Origin of the sequence: Rhodospirillum rubrum ATCC 11170, assembly GCF_000013085.1 — a bacterium.
GTDB lineage: Bacteria > Pseudomonadota > Alphaproteobacteria > Rhodospirillales > Rhodospirillaceae > Rhodospirillum > Rhodospirillum rubrum.
In genome coordinates this window covers 1,764,346-1,777,932 of sequence record NC_007643.1, presented here as the reverse complement: position 1 = coordinate 1,777,932, position 13,587 = coordinate 1,764,346, and the positions used below count along the sequence as shown (strand labels likewise).

The window sequence follows — 13,587 nt, the reverse complement described above, 5'->3', positions numbered from 1 at the left end:
AGCAAATCGTCGTCGCGCTCTGCTCCAGAGCGCTCGGGATTTGCTCTACCAGGAGCATCCCCCTTTGTCGATCCCCACCCTGGGCTTCGCCGCCCAATCCGCGACCACCCCCCTCGCGCCGTTTTCCTTTGAACGCCGCGATCCCCGGCCCGATGATGTCACCATCGACATCCTCTATTGCGGGGTCTGCCACTCCGATATCCATCAAGCGCGCAACGAGTGGCACAACAGCCTGTTTCCCATGGTGCCCGGCCATGAAATCATCGGCACGGTGTCGGCGGTCGGCGCCAAGGTTAGCGGCTTCAAGGTCGGTGACCGGGTGGGCGTTGGCTGCATGGTCGATTCCTGCCGGGAGTGCGCGCCCTGCAAAGCCGATCTCGAGCAATATTGCGAAGACGGCGCCACCCTGACCTACAACGGCCGCGACCGCCACGACCATAGCCTGACCTTCGGCGGCTATTCCGAGCGCATCGTCGTTTCCGAAGCCTTCGTGCTGCGCCTTCCCGATGCGCTGGACGCCAAATCGGCCGCGCCCTTGCTCTGCGCGGGCATCACCACCTATTCGCCGCTGCGCCATTGGCAGGTGGGGCCGGGAAGCCGCGTCGCCGTCATCGGCCTGGGCGGCCTGGGCCATATGGGGCTGAAACTCGCCAAGGCGATGGGGGCCGAGGTCAGCTTGTTCACCCGCTCGCCCGGCAAGGAAGACGAGGCCAAACGCCTGGGCGCCGATCATGTGGTGTTGTCGACCGATGAGGCGCGCATGAAGGCGGTGGCCGGCCACTTCAACCTGATCATCGACACCGTGCCCCACCCCCACGATCTCAACCCCTATGTCTCCACCCTGGCCTTGGACGGCACCTTGGTGCTGGTCGGCCTGCTTGGTCCCATCGAGCCGGTGATCGACAGCGTGCCGCTGGTCATCGGCCGTCGGGCGGTGGCCGGCTCGGCGATCGGCGGCATCGCCGAAACCCAGGAGATGCTTGATTTCTGCGCCGCCAAGGGCGTGACGGCCGATGTGGAAATGCTTGATATCAACAATATCAACGCCGCCTATGACCGCATGCTCAAAAGCGACGTCCGCTACCGCTTCGTGATCGACATGGCGACGCTTCGCGGCGCATGACAAAGACATCGACGCTGCGCGGCGCAGGGCAGAGGCATCGACGCTGCGCGGCGCAGGGCAAAGAGACAGCGACGCCGCGCGGCGCAAGACAAAACGGGGCTGGTGGGATCATCCACCAGCCCCGCTTTCATGAGGGCAGCGCTTTTACGAGAACCCTAGCGCCAGACCGGCTTGCCAAGATCGATCTGCTTGGAATCGGTCAGGGCGCCGGTACCGGCGCCAACCGCGCCACCGACCGCCGCCCCGGTGGCCGGCGCGCCGAACAACAGGCCGGCACCGGCGCCGGCGCCGGCGCCGATCGCGCCGCCGCTCAAAGCGCGGTCACCGGTGCTCTCGCCACAAGCCGACAGGCTGACGGCCGAGACGACGAGGGAAAGGGCGATAAATGCGCGTTTCATGGTTACTCTCCATTCTTAACTTAAGGAACGTGGGCGCGAACGGAGAGAGGGGGGGAGTCCGCCCGCGCGCGGGGTTACTTCACGTGAAGATCGTTCTTCACCGCCTTCACGCCTTCGACCCCACGGGCCACCCTGCCCGCGCGCTCAACCATCGCCGGCTTCTCGACGAAGCCGCTCAGCTGAACGACCTGCTGATAGGTCGAAACCTTGATTTCCATCACCTTGAGCATCTCGTCATCAAGGATGGCCGCCTTCACCTTGGTGGTAATCGCCGCGTCGTCGATGTAAGCGCCGGTGCTCTGGCTCTTTCCCGACTGGGCACAGGCGCTGACGCCGACCGCCGAGGTCAAGGCGAAAGCGACCAGGGTGGCTTTGAGAAGCTTATTCATCGAAGTCTCTCCGAAATGTTAGAAAGTTAAACTCAGCAAGGATGGACGCCTAAGTTAGATACGACCCATCAAAAGCAAAATAATGATGATAATCAGAACAATCCCCAAACCACCGCTCGGGTAATACCCCCAACTCGAGCTATGCGACCACCTCGGAAGCGCACCGACGAGGAGAAGAATTAGGATAATCAGCAGAATAAGACCTACACTCATGATGCCCTCCCTAAAGGCAATCCCCTCAGTCATCGCCTAATCGCAGATCTCTGAAAGGACTGTTGCCTACCAATTATTGATGCGGAGCGGAGATGAAAAACCGCCTGCCGATCATGGAAATATCAAAAGACGCCGATGACGCGTTGGATGCATCAGGGAGTCGCCCAAACAACAGACGACCGCACCTTCCGTTCATTTAAAAAATTCGATATTTTTTAGTGGGATTTTGGAACGAAACCGCATCTGGCGTTTGCTTGTCGCGAAGACAAGCCCTGGAGATGGGTTTCAAGAGGACGCGGGCGAGCCAAGCGGGTCTTGCTTACCCCTCTTCGCCGACCTCACCGTCGCTGGCGGCCTGGGCCAGACGGACCAAGGCCGGCAGGGATTTCACGCCAAGTTTCTTCATGATCAGGGCGCGATGGCTTTCCACGGTTCTTTGGCTGATCCCCAGATCGGCGGCGATGTTCTTGCTCGGTTGCCCGGCAAGGACCATCTCCATGATTTCGCGCTGGCGCGCGCTCAGACTGGCGAGGCGGGCTTTGGCGGCATCGCGCCAAAGCCGCATCTTGCCGCTGTTGCCATGCTCGCGATGCTGTTCCAGGGCGCGGTCGATGCTGATCAACAATTCGGTTCGACCGACCGGCTTTTCGATGAAATCCGAAGCGCCCGCCTTCATCGCCTGCACCGCCATCGCCACCTCGCTATAGCCGGTGATGACGATCGCGGGCAAAAGGCGGTTTTCTTTTTTAAGCCGTTCAAGCAGGTCAAGCCCGCTCATTCCGGGAAGATAGGCATCGATCAGCAGGCAGGCTTCGCCGCCGCCCGGGCGATAGGCGGCAAGGAAGGCTTCGGAGCTTTCGTAGTCTTCCACTTTCAGGCCGTCGTCTTCCAGCAGGGCGCGCAGGCTGTCGCGCAAAGACGCGTCATCGTCGACCAGATAGATCAAGGGCAACGGACCACCGGGGCCTGGCGACGGCGGCGGGGCTGGCAGCCGCGCCGCCGCCGGCCCCACCGGCGGGGGCAGCAGGCGGGCGATGGTCTGGGTCAGTTCCCCGGGTTTCACCGGTTTATTGAGCTTCACGCAGCGATGACGGGCGATATCGTGCAGGGTTCGGGTCGAAATGTCACCGGTCAGGATGACCACGGGAATGGGCCGATCGAGAACGTCGCGCAGGGTGGCGCTGACGCCCAGGCCATTGACGCCGTTTGGCAGATTATAATCGGCCAGGATCAGATCGGGCCGGATGCTGCCGCCTTCGGCCAGGGCCACCGCCTGCCCCCCCTCGGCCACGGCGACCGTCCGGTGCCCCTCGCCCTTGAGCAGAAGATCAAGAAGATCGCGAACGTCGGGATCGTCCTCGATGATCAGGATTTCCCCGGTCCGCTGACCGTCGGCGTCGACTTTGACCTCGGCCGCGCCCCGTCGCGCCGGAAGCGAAGGCTTCTCGGCGGCGGCCGGGGCGATCGCCACATTGATGGTGAAGACCGAGCCCTTGCCAAGCCGCGAGCGCACGCCGATGGGATGGCCAAGCAGATCGCCAAGGCGGCGCACGATCGACAGGCCAAGGCCCAGGCCGCGCCCTTGTCCTTGCGCCGGGGTCTCGACCTGATGAAACTCGTCGAAAATCGCCTCGAGCTCGCCTGGGGGAATACCGATGCCGCTATCCCAGACCTCGATGCTCAAAGAGCCCGACCGCCGGCGACAGCCCAAAAGAACTTTGCCCTGTTTGGTGTATTTCAGGGCATTAGCGAGCAGATTGCGGATCATCTGTTCAAGCAGACGCGGATCGCTGGTCACCGACAAGCCGCAAGAAACCACGCTCCAGTCAAGCTTCTTGGCTCGGGCCTGATAGGCCAGTTCCTCCCTCACCCGATCGAACAGATCATTGATGGGGAAAACCACCCTCTCGGCCTCGACGGTTCCAACCTCGATCTGGTTGATATCGAGCAGGACATTGAGCATCGACGACATGGCGCCCAGGGTCTCGTCCATGCGGGCGAGCAGAACGCGCGACTGCACCCCTTCGACCTTCTTGGCCAGAAGCCCCTGGAGCAGGGTCAGGGTTTGGAGCGGTTGACGCAGGTCATGGCTCGCCACCGCCAGAAAGCGCGATTTCGCCATATTGGCGATCTGGGCTTGGCGTTTGGCCACCTCGCGGGCATCGGCCGCCCAGCGGCGTTCGGTGATATCGGCAAAGGTGATGACCACCCCCTCGACCCCGTTGTCCTGGGTGCGATAGGGCAGGATCCGGCGAAGATACCACGACCCGCTGCGCGCCTCGATCTCGCGCTCGATCGGCGTCATGGTTTTCAGCACCTTGGCGGCATCGCCCAGCAGGGCGTCGTCGGCGACCAAAGGACTGAGATCGGCCAGCGGTCGGCCGATATCGCCGGGGATCACCCTGAACAGCAGCTTCGTCGCCGGGGTGAAAAAGCGGATATTCAGCGCGGTATCGAGAAAAAGCGTCGCGACATCCGTACTGTAGAGAACGTTCTGCAGATCGTTGGAGGTTGTTCTTTGGCGTTCGAGCGTTTCATGAAGCTGGCCGTTCAGCGCGGTCAGTTCCTCGTTCAGCGACTGCAATTCCTCTTTGGAGGCCAGCAGTTCCTCGTTCGTCGCCTGATATTCCTCGCTGACCGACAAGGCCTCTTCGTTGATCGCCTTTTGTTCTTCGCTTGAAATCTCAAGATTGCGAATGGCGCCCCTCAGTTCGCTTCGCGTGATTTCAAGCTCTTGCTCCAGTTCGGCCACCCGCGGCGCGTGCTCGGCCGAAGTCGGCGTATCGGCCCGTCGTTCGGACGGCACTTCGTCAAGGAAACAGACCAGCAGCAGGTCTTCCCCATCGTGGGAGACGGGATGAACGGCGATGCTGAAGCCCCGCACGGTGCCGCCATGGGTAAGCCGGCCGCCGGTGACCAGGGTTCGTGTTTTCGTTTCGCACGCCATCTCGATGGCCGAGCGCAGCTTGGTCCGCACCTCCTCGCGGGCCAGACTGAGCAGATCGGAGGCCGGATGGCCCGCCGCCACCCGCAGATAGCTGTCCATCGCCCCCAGGAAATAAAGACAGTCGTATTTCAGGGTGATCAACACCGCCGCCGGGGCGTAGGCCTCGACGACAAGCCGCCGGCAGAGATCGGCAAGGGTGGCCTGACGCGACCGCGCCGGCTCGAACAGGGGCCGGCGCTGGGCCCCGCTCCCATCGCCCCCGACCACCGGCAAACGCAAATCGACCCGGCCGCCGCGACCGATCCGCCGATAGAGCCGCGCCGATTTGGACAAAACCTCGAAGCGGCCTTCGACATTGCCCGCCGTCTCGGAATTGCCCAGCAACAGAATGCCGCCCTCGCGCAGGGCGAAATGGAACAGGCCGATCGCCTTGGCCTGGGCTTCGGGGCGCAGATAGATCAGCAGATTGCGGCACGACACCATATCCAGCCGCGAAAACGGCGGATCGGCCAGCAAATCCTGAACGGTGAAAACCACCATGGAGCGCAGGTCGGGCAGAATACGGTAATCATCGCCGTCCCTGGTGAAGAAGCGGGCGAGCCGTTCGGCCGAGACATCGGCTTCGATGGTGCTGGGATAACGGCCTTCGCGGGCGCTGAGGACGGCGTCGGGATCGACATCGGAGGCGAAGACCTGCACCTTGACCGCCCGCCCGGCGCTGACGATCGCCTCGCGGAACAGTATGGCCAGGGAATAGGTTTCCTCGCCCGTGCTACAGCCCGCGACCCAAATGCGCAGGGGCTGATCAAGGGGATGGGTGGCGACCATCTGGGGAATGGTCTTTTCGGCCAGGACATCGAAGACCTTGGGATCGCGGAAAAAACCGGTGACGTTGATCAGCAGGTCCTTGGCAAGAAGATCGCGCTCGGTGGCATCCTCCTGGAGAAGCGCCAAATAGCGCGCCGAGTCGCCGACCTCGATCGAGGCCAACGTCATGCGCCGTTCGGTCCGCCGTTCCAGGGTGCCCGGCTTGTAATGGGTGAAGTCATAGGGGGTTCGGGCGCGCAGCAGATCGATCACCGCGTAAACCCAGCCTTTGCCTTTGCCTTTGCCCTTGCTCGACGGGATCTCCTCGGGAAGGGCGGGCTTACCGGGGGGCAGGTCCTCGCCGACCAGGGTTTCGGCGATCTTGGCGAGGCTCAGCACCAGATCGACCTGTCCGGTGGCGATGGCGCTGCGCGGCATGCCATCATACCCGGCCTCTTCGGGATCCTGGGCGATCACCAGCCCGCCGCGCTCTTTCAACGCCATCAATCCCAGACTGCCATCCGCCCCGGTTCCCGAAAGAACCACGCAGATAGCCCTCTGCGTATAATCCGCAGCCAGCGAATGCAGCAGGAAATCGAACGGCAGGCGGGCGCCATGGCGGGCCTGGGGTGGCGAGAGGTGCAGGGTTCCCCCGGCAACGGAAAGATAGGCGCCGGGCGGGATGACATAAAGGTGATCGGGCTCAACGATCATGCCTTCGGCCGCCTGGCAAACCGTCATGGTGGTTTGCAGGGCGAGCAAGGCCACCATCATGCTTTCATGGGTGGGATCAAGATGTTGGACCAGGATCAGGGCGATGCCGGGACGATCGGGCAAGGCCGCGAGCAAAGCCTTGCAGGCTTCCAGCCCCCCCGCCGAAGCGCCGATGCCGACAACCCGGAAGCGGTCCGCCTCCCCTGAGCCGCCCTTTCCTTCGGAAGCTCCGTCTGTCGGCGAGACGCCTTCCTCGGCACGAGACCGGACTGCTCCGGCCCAAGGGAATGACCGTCTTGGCATGCCGGCTTGGTCCTTAAGGGAAGATCTCCCGGAGCGAGGAGAGTGGCAAAAAGCCGCTTGTATCCGCCTCCATTCTCGGCCTTTTCACCCGGAAATGTCAATCTCTGCGCGAAAAACCCTAAGAACAGAAATACCCCGCCCGGTAGATTTTGCAAATCCCCATTTCGCCTAGGTAGTTTCCGAGCCTGCCCTTCCAGCGGCTCGCCACGCTATAGTTCACTCTTGAAAAACCCAGGTCCGGCCCCCCCGCCACTTGGGTCTTCGCGTCCCGGGATAACCGGCCAGACCCATGCGGGATGGTCGGTTTTGGCAAAGCGTCAGGGCGGGGCCCGCCTTCTCCCCCGGCCACGTCCTAGCGCTTCGCCACCCGGTGTTCTCTCCTCCCCAAACGCATGGATGGGCTCAATCTGGAACCTAAGGGATCGGGGAAATGCAATTCTCATCCAATACGGCGACGCCGCTTCTTCCCAACAAGTCCATTGAAAGCCTCGGCGAGCATCTTTCCTGGGCGATTGAACTACACGCCCAGGTAACCCAGGCGCTTTGGGCCTCGCGCGATCCGGCGCAGATCGTCCTCCACCGGGTTTTGATAGAAGTCGCCACCGAGATTGAAACCTCGGCCCACCTTATGGCCAGCCGCATCACGGCCCTTGGCGGCGATCCCCGCGACCCGCTGCAGGTGGAAGCCGATCGGCTGTTCTTGCTGTTCCAGGGGTTCGGCCCCTCCGACATTCGCCAGCAGCTTTTGGCCGTGGCCGCCAGTCTGGCGGCCTTCGGTCACTCCCTGCGCGAGGCGATCCGTCAGGCCGTCAGCATCGACGACGCGCCGACCGCCCATTTGTTCATCGAACTGTCCCGCGCCATCGACCGCCGCTTCTGGGCCCTCGATTCCCATATTTCTCCCCACGAAAGGAGACGCGAGGATTTGTCCTTCGACCAAGATCAGGACGAGGGTTTCGATCCTCAAAAGCCCGGGGAAAGCCAAAGCCGATGAAACCGATCACGATCCTGGTCGTCGAAGACGATCCCCAAAGCGGCGTTCTGGTCGCCGCCGTGCTGGAATCGATGATCCCCGAAGGCGATCTTTTTGATCGGAGAAAGACGCCCAGGGTTCCCCCCGGCGCCTGGGCCCGCGTGGATGTGATGATCGCCGATCCCTTCTTCCCCCTGCCGCCGCTACGCCCGCCCCCTGAAAGTTCCAAGGACACCCCGGTGCTTGAAATCAGGGGCGCGATGGGCCGGCGCTCGCGGTGACGGGCGCCTTAGCCGGCGAGCTTGCCGTTTTTCAAAACGATGCGGCGATCGGCGCAGTCGAAATACCCTTCATCGTGGGACACGACGATCACGGTTCTGCCCTGGCGCTTCAGGTCGGGCAAGACCGTGTGATAGAAGCGGTGACGGAACCCCGGATCCTGTTCGGCGGCCCATTCATCAAAGACCACGATCGGCCGGCCTTCCAGGGCGAGCAAAATCAGGGCAAGACGCTTGCGTTCGCCCGCCGACAGGTCGGTGGTGGTGAAGCGTCCGTCCTTGAGCGCGGTTTTCGTCGCTAGGTCAAAGGCATCGAGCAGCCGCGCCGCCTCCGCCGCCTGCCGCCCCTCGGCCATGCCATCGTCAAACAGATGGTAATCGGCGAAAACCGCCGAAAAAAGCTGGCGGTACTCGTCCCATTCGCCGGCGCGAACGGGTCGGCCATCAAGCAGAACGCGCCCGGCGGTGGGCTGGTAAAGACCAAGGATCAGCTTGATCAGCGTCGTTTTGCCACAGCCGTTCTCGCCGGTGATCACCACGCTCTCGCCCCGGCGCAGGGTCAGGGTGAGCGGCCCCAGGGTGAATCCCGGGCCGGCGGCGCTCTCGGGAAAGCGGTAGCTCACCGCCTCAAGGGTGATCTCGGCTGGCATCGGCACGGCGCCTTCGCCCATCCCGGGGGCCAACCCCGGCAGATCGCCCCCCTCCTGGCCGGCGGCGCCAAGCTCGGCGATGCGGCGCAGGGCGATCTGGGCGCGGCCCAGGCTGGGCAGGGCGCCAAGAATCTGCTGCATCGGCCCCTTCATGAACAATAAAACCAGAACGAAGCCGCTGACGTCCTCGACCCCGATAGCCTCGGGCGCCGCCCGCGTCATCAGCAAAATCCCGCCGATCACCGCGAAAAGCGCCAGCGAGCCAAACAGATTGGCGCCAAGGAACACGCCAAGCCCGCGCAGCCTCAGCTTGGCGATGCGGGTGATGGTGGCCTCGAGATCGGCGTGGAACAGGCGGATGCGCCTTGGCCGGTTGAGCCGCAGTTCCTTGGCCCCTTCGGTGATCGCCCGGTAATGGCGCTGAAGATCGTCTTCGGCGGCGCGGGCGGCGGCGAAGCGCGCCTGCCCCAGGCGCCGCATGCGGGCATGACCCCCCACGCCCAGCCCCAGAACCAGAAGCGTGACGAGAAACAGCGGCGGTGACAGCAAAACGAGATAGCCAAGGCAGCCGCAGGTGATCGCCACTGCCACGCCCAATCCCGACAGCACCAGGGAAAAGCCGCTCAAAGCATCGACATCGCCGCCCAGCGTCGCCATCAGCCGGTGAACGCGCAGGCGTTCCAGGCGAGCGATCGGCGCGGTCAGGATATGGGCGACCAACTCCCGACGCACCGCCACCACCACCTTCTGGCCAACGATGGCGCTGCCCAATCCGGCCGCCCCCTGGCCAAGCAGGGCGGCAAGGCACAGCCCGCCGAAGGCCCAGGCGAAGCTGACCATATCCCCCTCGCCGCGCAGGGCCCGGTTGATGACCGCCAGCAGCAGGGCGGTGGCGATGCCGCCCAGGGTGCCCATCAGCGTCGACAGCAGAACAAGCCGCCAGAAGGGCCGCAGCAGGCGCAAGGCGAGAGCCAGCGGTGACGCGGCCGCCGCCGAAGAAGAGGCGGGCGCGGGGGCCGTGCCGGGCGCCGTCATCGCCCCCCCGCCTTGTGTGCCATCGCCTCATGATACAGCCCGACGATCTCGCCGGCGCGGGCGGCCCAGGTGAAGCCGGCGGCAAGGCGGTCGCGCACCAAAGCCGGCACCGGGCGGCCCGCCCAGCGCAGAACGCCGCGCGCCAGGGCCCCCTGGTCGCCCATGGCGAACAGCGCCGGCCAGCCCAAAGCGTCGGCCAGGGCGCGATTGGCCGGGATGTCGCTGACCAGGATCGGCAGGCCGACCGCCAGGGTTTCCAGCATGACCGTCGGCAGGCCCTCGCGCTCGGAAGCCAGCAGGAACAGATCGGCCCCCGCCCGCATGCGGGCCGTCGTCTCGTCATCAAGCCCGCCATGGAAGATCACCCGCCCGCCCAGGCCATCCAGGGTGGCCAGGGCGCCCAAGCGGCCTTGATCGGCCCCCTCGCCCACCAGATGGAGGACGGCGCTTTCCATCCCGGGGAAGGTCAGGGCGATGATCATGTCATCAAGGCGCTTGACCCGGTCGAGCCGGCCGATCGACAGCAGGGCCGGCTGCCCGGCCAGCCGCCCCCCGGTCCAGCCCGGGGCGCCGTGGTTGGGCGTGATGCAATTGGGTACGACCACCGTCCGATGGGGGGAAAGGCCGCGCGCGGTCAAATCGCCGCGCCAGATCTCGTCAAGCAGGATGGTCGCCCAGGCCCTGGCCACCAGCGGGCGCTCGACCAGCCGGTCCCACAGCCGCTTGGCCAGACGTTTGGGCCAGCTTCCATGGTCGTAATAGCAGTGCGGCGTATAGATCATCGGCCGATCAAGCAGCCGCGCCACCAGCGCGGCGCGGGCGACGCAGGCGGTCCGCGCCCCATGAAGATGAACGACATCGGCCGCGCCGACCGCCCGCCACAAACCGCCCTCGCCCGCCGTCAGCACCCGGGCCTCGACGCCCAGCGGCCGGCAGGCGGCGACCAGCCCGTCGATATGGCGGGCCACGCCGCTGCCCTGGGGATGGTAGTCCTTGGCGATATGCAGAACCTTCACGCCACCCGCTCCCCGACTTCGCCTTGGGCTTCCACCGGGTCCGGGCGGCGGCGCACCGGCTCGGCCACGCTGGCGATCACGCCGCCGGCCGCCAACCAAAAGGGCGCCATGCCCGAAAGCGACATCAGGCTGTCGGAAATGACCAGGCTGGTCGAGGCGCCGACGGCGAAGGCGACCATCGCCGCGGCGACCTCGCCCGGGGGACCGGGCTGGCGCCGGCGGAACAGCAGCACGATCACCGCGCCATAGACCCAGAGAAAGGCCAGGGCCCCCGGTCCGCCGATCTGATAGAGCGCCGAAAAGACCGCGCCTTCCAGACCGCCGGTTATCTCCAGATTGGCCGAAGCCGCCAAGGTGCCCGCCGCGCCCAGGCCGTCGCCGATCACCAGCACGCTACCGGCATTGAGGAAATTATCCTGAAGCGCCCACAAGTGACCAATGGTCGAGCCGTCCTCCATCTCGACCGTATAGCCATAGATCGCCGCCAGGGCCTGGAAGCTCGCGGCGAAGCCCAGGGCCAGCAGCACGCCGTCGCGCCCCAGGCGGCCAAGATTGGCCTGGGTGAGCACGATGAAAAGCGGCAGGGCGATGACCAGCATCAGCAAGGCCCCCCGCGTGCCGCTGGCATAAACCCCATAGCCCAAAAGGCAAAGCACAAGGCCGCCGATCCACGGCGAGCGCGTCCGCAGACCGGCAAAGCCGATCAGGGCGCAAAAGGCCAGAAGGGTTCCCTGGGCCAGCGGCGAGGCGACCAGCCCGGCCGCCCGCCGCGCCAGACCCAGCCCCTCGGACTGGTCATAGCCATAAAAATTGAAAGGCAGGAAGACATCGGGCCGAAAGCCCGACAGAACATCCTTGGTGGTGCTAAGGTATTCGCCATATTCGACGAAATCGGTCCAGAAGCCGGTATGCTGGCGCTCCCACAGGCCAAAGACCATCGACGCCAGCCCGAAACAGACCAATACCACCATATAACGGCGCAACGCCCTGGCCGTCCGCAGGGCGGCGAAGCCGGCGACCACCAGGACGGCCGGCAAGGCCAGTTTGGCCGCCGATCGCACCACCAGCCCGATCCCGGCCTCCCCCCCCAGGCTGGCCAGGACATAAAGCCCGATCACCCCGAGATAAACCCCGCAGGACCAGCGCAGCATCGGCGGCAGGTCGGGGCGCAGGAAGCCGACGGCGAACAAGGCGAAGACCAGAAGATGGCGCGAGGTAAGCAGCGCGCCGATGCCCTCCCACTCGGTGGTGGCCAGCACGATCGCCGCGACCAGATCCGACAGTTCGGCCATCAGCAGATAAATCACCGCCAGAACGCTCATTGGCCCAGAACCCGGGCGAGATGCGCCCTCAAGCCGCCGGTTTCGGGCGAAAATGTCGCCCGCAGCCATTCGATCAGATCATTCGCCAAAATCGTCCTCAGAAGATCTTCGTGGGTCAAGGCCGCATGGAAAGCCGCCAGATCATCGGCCGTGGCGAAGCGCCGGGGCGCCAGGGTGACCCTTTGGGCCGCAAGACTGCCCGGCAGGGGCCAATCCAGCCCGACCACGTAATGTCCGGCCACCGCCGCATCGATCAGCGCCGTGGAACTGAAGCCAGCGACCAGCCAGGATCGCCCCGTCTGCCCCCGGCGCAGCAGGCCATGGGGCGGCACCGACACCCTCAGCCCCTTTACCCCGGCATAGGCCGGCGACCCGGGGTCTTCGGCCGGATGAAGCAGCAGATCCAGACCATCGGGAAGCAAGGGGGCTAGGTCGCGGGCCAGATCCAGAAGCTTGGCGCCAAGCCCCGGGCCATAAAGCGGGGTATGGCCCTGGGAGATCAGGGCGAAGCCGGCGGGCGGGCCCGAAGCGGCGATCGCGCCCTCGCCCCGGCCCAGGGCATCGACGACCAAACGCTCGCGCTCCACGCCGCCCTCCGCATAGGCGGCGCGGCTGGAGGGGCCCCAAACCACCTGAACATCGGCGCGGGCGGGAAAGAACTCGTCGGTCGGCACCCCGTGCTGCAGACAAACCGTCGGCGGGCCCAGCCCAAGACAGGCGGCGCTCATCATGTCGAAATCGTTGTGCAAGACCAGCACGCCGCGTCGGGAGCGGGCCAGCCGCCGCCAAGCCGCCCGCCACAGGCCATGGCGGGCCAGGGTGGCGGCGACGGCGACACGGCTGATGGCGCCGTCGCGACACGACAGGGCGGGCAGGGCCAGACGCGCCGCCTGCCACAGGGCCGACAACGGCGGATAGGGCAGACTGGTGGCATCCACCCCGTCCCAGCGCGGCGGCCTGCCCCACCACAAGCCCAGGCTTGGCCCCAGCCGGGGCCACAGGCGGGGGTGAAGAACGGCGCAGGCCGGGGTTTTCGCCGGCAGGGCGGGAAGGCCGCTTTTCAAGACCTCCCAGCCATTGGCCCCCGGCAGGGTCGCCACCAGAAAAACCGCCGCCGTCGGCGGGGGGGGCGGCGGCGCGATGCGCAGCCACAGCAAGCCAGCGTCGCGCGCCAAAGCCCCCAAAGCGCGTAGGGCCTGCCTCCAACCTGGACGAAATCCGGTGGGGGTTACGATCAGGAAGTAAAGCTCGTGGCGGACGCAAAGGGCCTGCGGACCGAAGACCGCGGCCAGATGCGCCAAGAAATCGGCGAAAGATTCGCCTTGCCTTCTCGTCCGCTCCCGCATCGTTTCGTGGTCTTCCCCTAAAACTGTCCGCATCACGGTTTCTTACACGCCCGCCGCAGTATAAAACAGAAGC

At 65.1% G+C, this 13,587-nt stretch carries 11 protein-coding genes; 3 read left to right on the top strand and 8 right to left on the bottom strand.

What is annotated here, in order from left to right:
* Positions 1 to 64 precede the first annotated feature (64 nt).
* Positions 65 to 1,123, top strand: a complete 1,059-nt coding sequence (locus RRU_RS07805; RefSeq protein WP_014626188.1) for an NAD(P)-dependent alcohol dehydrogenase — start codon at positions 65 to 67, stop codon at positions 1,121 to 1,123.
* Positions 1,124 to 1,278: 155 nt separating this feature from the next.
* On the opposite strand, the gene RRU_RS07800 is transcribed toward RRU_RS07805, so the two are convergent.
* The 4 genes from RRU_RS07800 to RRU_RS07785 all read right to left on the bottom strand — a co-directional run bounded on the left by RRU_RS07800 (position 1,279) and on the right by RRU_RS07785 (position 6,894).
* Positions 1,279 to 1,521, bottom strand: coding sequence for a hypothetical protein (locus RRU_RS07800; RefSeq protein ID WP_011389256.1), 243 nt, complete (start codon positions 1,519 to 1,521; stop codon positions 1,279 to 1,281).
* A gap of 74 nt (positions 1,522 to 1,595) precedes the next feature.
* Complete coding sequence (locus RRU_RS07795; protein ID WP_011389255.1) at positions 1,596 to 1,910, bottom strand: BON domain-containing protein; 315 nt, start codon at positions 1,908 to 1,910, stop codon at positions 1,596 to 1,598.
* Between the two features lie 54 nt (positions 1,911 to 1,964).
* Positions 1,965 to 2,123 (bottom strand): DUF3309 family protein, encoded by a 159-nt coding sequence (locus RRU_RS07790; RefSeq protein ID WP_081467715.1) that lies wholly within the window; start codon positions 2,121 to 2,123, stop codon positions 1,965 to 1,967.
* Positions 2,124 to 2,442: 319 nt separating this feature from the next.
* A complete protein-coding gene (locus RRU_RS07785; protein WP_011389254.1) occupies positions 2,443 to 6,894 on the bottom strand; it encodes a chemotaxis protein CheB in 4,452 nt (1,483 codons plus the stop codon).
* Positions 6,895 to 7,324: 430 nt separating this feature from the next.
* On the opposite strand from RRU_RS07785, the gene RRU_RS07780 reads away from it, so the two are divergent.
* Positions 7,325 to 7,888, top strand: a complete 564-nt coding sequence (locus RRU_RS07780; protein ID WP_011389253.1) for a Dps family protein — start codon at positions 7,325 to 7,327, stop codon at positions 7,886 to 7,888.
* Positions 7,885 to 8,148 carry a hypothetical protein gene (locus RRU_RS07775; RefSeq protein ID WP_011389252.1) on the top strand — a complete coding sequence of 88 codons (264 nt, stop codon included), beginning with the start codon at positions 7,885 to 7,887 and terminating at the stop codon, positions 8,146 to 8,148. Before RRU_RS07780 ends, RRU_RS07775 begins: the two co-directional genes overlap by 4 nt.
* A gap of 8 nt (positions 8,149 to 8,156) precedes the next feature.
* On the opposite strand, the gene RRU_RS07770 is transcribed toward RRU_RS07775, so the two are convergent.
* Genes RRU_RS07770 through RRU_RS07755 form a run of 4 tightly spaced genes read right to left on the bottom strand, consistent with a single transcriptional unit; the run spans position 8,157 to position 13,469 of the window.
* Positions 8,157 to 9,830 (bottom strand): cyclic peptide export ABC transporter, encoded by a 1,674-nt coding sequence (locus RRU_RS07770; RefSeq protein ID WP_011389251.1) that lies wholly within the window; start codon positions 9,828 to 9,830, stop codon positions 8,157 to 8,159.
* On the bottom strand, positions 9,827 to 10,846 hold the full coding sequence (locus RRU_RS07765; protein WP_011389250.1) for a glycosyltransferase family 4 protein: 1,020 nt from the start codon (positions 10,844 to 10,846) through the stop codon (positions 9,827 to 9,829). Before RRU_RS07765 ends, RRU_RS07770 begins: the two co-directional genes overlap by 4 nt.
* Entirely contained in the window at positions 10,843 to 12,168 is a 1,326-nt protein-coding gene (locus RRU_RS07760) for a hypothetical protein (RefSeq protein WP_011389249.1), read from the bottom strand. The genes RRU_RS07765 and RRU_RS07760 overlap by 4 nt, the downstream gene beginning before the upstream one ends.
* Positions 12,165 to 13,469 carry a hypothetical protein gene (locus RRU_RS07755; protein ID WP_162470608.1) on the bottom strand — a complete coding sequence of 435 codons (1,305 nt, stop codon included), beginning with the start codon at positions 13,467 to 13,469 and terminating at the stop codon, positions 12,165 to 12,167. The genes RRU_RS07760 and RRU_RS07755 overlap by 4 nt, the downstream gene beginning before the upstream one ends.
* Between the last annotated feature and the right edge of the window lie 118 nt (positions 13,470 to 13,587).

Excerpts from the sequence above, each read along its gene's own strand:
- RRU_RS07800 (WP_011389256.1), bottom strand. The coding sequence starts at position 1,521 with ATGAAACGCGCATTTATCGCCCTTTCCCTCGTCGTCTCGGCCGTCAGC.
- RRU_RS07795 (WP_011389255.1), bottom strand. The coding sequence starts at position 1,910 with ATGAATAAGCTTCTCAAAGCCACCCTGGTCGCTTTCGCCTTGACCTCG.
- RRU_RS07790 (WP_081467715.1), bottom strand. The coding sequence starts at position 2,123 with ATGAGTGTAGGTCTTATTCTGCTGATTATCCTAATTCTTCTCCTCGTC.
- RRU_RS07785 (WP_011389254.1), bottom strand. The coding sequence starts at position 6,894 with ATGCCAAGACGGTCATTCCCTTGGGCCGGAGCAGTCCGGTCTCGTGCC.
- RRU_RS07780 (WP_011389253.1), top strand. The coding sequence starts at position 7,325 with ATGCAATTCTCATCCAATACGGCGACGCCGCTTCTTCCCAACAAGTCC.
- RRU_RS07775 (WP_011389252.1), top strand. The coding sequence starts at position 7,885 with ATGAAACCGATCACGATCCTGGTCGTCGAAGACGATCCCCAAAGCGGC.
- RRU_RS07770 (WP_011389251.1), bottom strand. The coding sequence starts at position 9,830 with ATGACGGCGCCCGGCACGGCCCCCGCGCCCGCCTCTTCTTCGGCGGCG.
- RRU_RS07760 (WP_011389249.1), bottom strand. The coding sequence starts at position 12,168 with ATGAGCGTTCTGGCGGTGATTTATCTGCTGATGGCCGAACTGTCGGAT.